Source organism: Candidatus Poribacteria bacterium (assembly GCA_021295755.1).
In the GTDB taxonomy this organism is placed as follows: Bacteria; Poribacteria; WGA-4E; order WGA-4E; family PCPOR2b; genus PCPOR2b.
In genome coordinates this window covers 18,355-22,568 of sequence record JAGWBT010000120.1, presented here as the reverse complement: position 1 = coordinate 22,568, position 4,214 = coordinate 18,355, and the positions used below count along the sequence as shown (strand labels likewise).

The following is a 4,214-nucleotide window of genomic DNA, read 5'->3' as shown; positions in this document are numbered from 1 at the left end:
ATATCTGCATAAACAGTCCTCAATTTATGGTAGATTTTAGAATTAATTAGACACTGCCAATCGGAGAGGTTAGAAAACCGCGCCTACCGGGGATGGAAAAATCCGGGCTATGACCCCGGTAGGTGCGGTTAGAACCCGCACCGCATAGGCGCAGTTGGAAACAGCGCCTACCCAACACAGGGAGCGAAAACGTCTATTTATTTTTATAGTAGATTTTAGAATTACTGATACACTTTCAATGCACAACCAACCCCCTAAATCCCCCTTGTCAGGGAGACTTCAGAAACTTCGAGCGGCTCGGAGTTATTGGTCAATGTCCCCTTATTTCTCGTGTTTACTATATGATTCACTATAACTTCTGGAATCCTAGTTTTTGATTGGATGTTCACAGGCTACCAATCTGCTAGGATCAGAACGAAAATTCCTTGAGTTGTCTCCCGGTTTTTGATACACTACTACGGAGTTGAAACAGGTAAGCACGAATCTATCTGCGCGTTTCTATCAGGGAATATAGACGGGTACACTATCACCTTGGGAGGTTTGAATGTCACAAGCGGTCAGTGAGCCGACGGTTGAAAACTACAAAGGCATCTTGCAACAGTATTGTCAGAAGTGGGCGTTAAGGGACTTAACCTATGAAACGGATCAACAGGGTACGCCCAATGAGCCGAGTTGGGTTGTGACTGTTAACTTTGGGGAAACAACTTACACCACACCCGCACCGATCCGTGGGTCCAAGCGCTGGGCAGAACAGATGGCAGCCAAGCAGGCCCTGGAACAGATAGAATCCCACCAAGAGGCATTTCTGGCAGGCTGCTCTGAATCTCGATCAAATCAGGGTGATTGTGAGACACCTGAAATGCAGGTGCCGTCAAGGGAGGTATCTGCCCCAGATTTCCTCAATGTACCGACCGAGCTTGTTACCACGGCGCTCGGCATTGCTAACCATCGATTGGCTGGACAGCAGCGCGGGACTCGCTATCGCGACTCGCTAGAATCGAAACGAGGTAACCAAGCGTTCGCACAGCACCTAGCAGAGCTCACAATACAGATTGTACGTGAGATTGCTAACGCTGCAGACGCTTCCGGCGTGAAGTTCGGTGACACCTCCCAAGCTGAATCCGGCGAATGACAGGCGACCTTAAATCTACTTCCAAATGTCACACAGCTGGCTTACGCGCAGCGGTTCAGTCAAGCTTTTTCTTGGGTTTGTAATGCAGTTATGTTGAGTGTGCGAATAGACGCGCTTACTCGCCATTCATATAGACAGATTCACAAGGCTCCCAACCGTTCAGACCTGGGGGTATATCAAATGGAAGGAATAAATAATGTCTGATAACCCGAAGCATACGAACCGGCTCATCGGTGAAACGAGCCCCTACCTTCTGCAACACGCGCACAATCCTGTCGATTGGTATCCGTGGGGCGAGGAAGCACTTGGGCAAGCGAAACAGCAGGATAAACCGATTCTGTTGAGCATCGGCTACGCTGCTTGCCACTGGTGCCATGTCATGGAGCATGAATCCTTCGAGAGCGAACAGATTGCCGCGATCATGAACGAGCATTTTATTAACATCAAGGTTGATCGTGAAGAACGCCCAGACTTGGACGAAATTTACATGAACGCGGTCCAGATGCTTACGGGACAGGGCGGTTGGCCCATGACCATGTTTCTGACACCGGATCTGAAGCCGTTCTACGGCGGCACCTATTTTCCTCCCGATAACCGCTATGGTCGTCCGGGGTTTCCGCGTGTGCTACTCGGAGTGGCGGAGGCGTACAGGGAACGTCGGGATGCGGTGGGAGAACAAGCGGATCAGATTATCACCAATCTGAATCAGTTATCGGCAATGGAGGGACATGGGCATCAATTGACGACGGACATGCTGGACCAAGCGTATCAGGATTATCTGTCACGGTTCGATCATCATGACGGTGGGTTTGGGAGTGCGCCTAAATTTCCGCCGAGTATGGGACTCTTGCTCTTGTTGCGACACTGGCATCGTACGGGTAACGCCAATGCGCTTAATATGGTGGAAGTAACGTTGGAAAAGATGGCACGCGGCGGGATGTATGATCAGCTTGGTGGTGGATTCCATCGCTACTCGGTTGATGAGCGGTGGCTTGTTCCACATTTCGAGAAGATGCTTTACGACAATGCTTTGTTGAGTGTGGCTTATTTAGAGGCGTATCAGGCAACAGGGAAAGCCTTCTATCGGCAGATCGCTGCGGAAACGCTGGACTACGTTTTGGCTGAGATGTACGATGTGGAAAAGGGTGGGTTCTACTCCACACAAGATGCGGATAGTGAGGGTGTTGAGGGCAAATTTTTCGTTTGGGAGCCGGACGAGGTGGAACAGCTCCTTGGGGAGGAGAAAGCCAGAATTTTCTGCGAGTATTATGATATTACCGAGCTTGGCAATTTTGAACACAAAAACATCCTACACGTCCAGACACCGGCAGATCTGTTCGCCAAGAAATTAAGTATAGATTTAGGTGAGATAGAAGACATACTCGCCGAAGGGAAGCGGAAACTCTTTGAAGTCCGAGAGAAACGGATTAAGCCCGGTCTAGACGACAAGATTCTTACCAGTTGGAACGGTTTGATGATTCGAAGTATGGCGATGGGCTATCAGATTCTCGGTGATGAACGTTATCGTGAAGCTGCAGAAAAATCTGTGAGGTTTGTATTGTCGGAACTTTCTCAAGATAATGGCTTGTTGCTCCGCACGCACCGTGCGGGCAAAAGTCACTTGAACGCCTACCTTGAGGACTACTCTTATTTCGTCGCCGGCTTAATCAATCTCTATGAGGCAACCTTCGTTGTTGAGTGGCTGCAAGAGGCGGAACGGCTGAATCAGATCATGATCGAGCAGTTTTGGGACGAAGCAAACGGTAGTTTCTTTTTTACTAGCAAGAACCATGAAACCCTTATTGTTCGGTCGAAGCCGGGTTATGACGGCGCAACCCCTGCCGGTGTGTCAATGGCTATCCATAATTTGGTGCGGCTCGACAGGCTCCTCAATCGACCTGACTTCCGGAAGAAGGTAGAGACCACTCTTGATGTCTATTACCATCAAATTGAGCATTCGCCAAGCGGATCGGCGCAGATGCTCTGCGAACTTGATTTTCTGCTGTCCACACCCAAAGAGATTGCGATCGCTGGCCAGCAGGAGAATGAGGATACTCAGGCTGCGTTGGCAGCTGTTCACAGCCGCTATATTCCCAACAAGGTGATCGCTTTGGCTAGCGACGGAGAAGATATCGGCGATTTGATTCCGCTTCTTGAAGGCAAGACGCAGGTTGATGGGAAGGCGACGATCTATGTGTGTGAGAACTACACTTGCAAAGCGCCCACAACAGATGTAGCGGAGTTGGCGGAGCTGCTTCAGTAGAGGGATAGGCCTATAACCATTGGTGCTAGTTTGCAGCTGCTGATAACGTGAAACGTGATGCGTGAAACGTAAAAATCATGGGTTCATCGGTTCATTTAGCCCCAGCGGAGCGACATGTCTATAGCATTTCCCCGATAAATCGGGATTCAAAGCGACTTGAACAATGTGGAAAAAACTTTCTCACTAAACTAGCACCAAAGGTTATATAGATGACACAAGGAGCCTACTGTGAACGAAGATGAACTTGAACGAAGAGAACAGGCGTTACTTTACCTGCTTGAGGGGGAAACACACCAGATGCGCGGTGAGTTTGGACGTGCGATTGCGTTGTACATGAAGTCAATTGCCCTCTATCCGACGGCGAAAGCGCACACATGGCTCGGCTGGACCTATAGCATGATGGGGCGGTTTCAAGACTCGATTGATGAATGCCACAAAGCGATTCGCTTGGACGCCGATTTTGGTAATCCCTACAATGATATTGGTGCGTGTCTGATTCAACTCGGCGAATATGATGCGGCTATCCCTTGGTTGGAGAAAGCCATTGAAGCACCAGACTACGAGGCGCGGTGTCATCCCCACATGAATCTGGGTCGTGTTTGGGAGCAACGGTTAGAGTGGGATAAAGCGATCGAAAGCTACAAACGTGCCTTATATGAAAGTCCTGATTATGAACCCGCATTTGTCGCGCTTAGAAAGTTGCGAGCCAAGCTGAATTAGGGCGCGTTGACATTTGGCAGCACGTAGGTTGGGTTGAACGGGGAACCGTGAAACCCAACAATATCCCCTCTTCGTAGGTCGGGCATCTTGCCCGACCCA

General features: G+C 49.6%; 3 protein-coding genes. All 3 read left to right on the top strand.

The genetic code is table 11. From position 1 onward, the window contains the following. The first annotated feature begins 544 nt into the window (after nucleotides 1-544). The 3 genes from J4G02_16670 (at nucleotide 545) to J4G02_16660 (ending at nucleotide 4,115) form a co-directional block, all read left to right on the top strand. Entirely contained in the window at nucleotides 545-1,132 is a 588-nt protein-coding gene (locus J4G02_16670; GenBank protein MCE2396190.1) for a hypothetical protein, read from the top strand. Between the two features lie 196 nt (nucleotides 1,133-1,328). After that, nucleotides 1,329-3,395, top strand: coding sequence for a thioredoxin domain-containing protein (locus tag J4G02_16665; protein ID MCE2396189.1), 2,067 nt, complete (start codon nucleotides 1,329-1,331; stop codon nucleotides 3,393-3,395). Nucleotides 3,396-3,623: 228 nt separating this feature from the next. After that, nucleotides 3,624-4,115, top strand: a complete 492-nt coding sequence (locus J4G02_16660; GenBank protein ID MCE2396188.1) for a tetratricopeptide repeat protein — start codon at nucleotides 3,624-3,626, stop codon at nucleotides 4,113-4,115. Nucleotides 4,116-4,214 lie beyond the last annotated feature (99 nt).

Coding starts and splice junctions, on each gene's coding strand:
- J4G02_16670 (MCE2396190.1), top strand. CDS start 545: ATGTCACAAGCGGTCAGTGAGCCGACGGTTGAAAACTACAAAGGCATC.
- J4G02_16665 (MCE2396189.1), top strand. CDS start 1,329: ATGTCTGATAACCCGAAGCATACGAACCGGCTCATCGGTGAAACGAGC.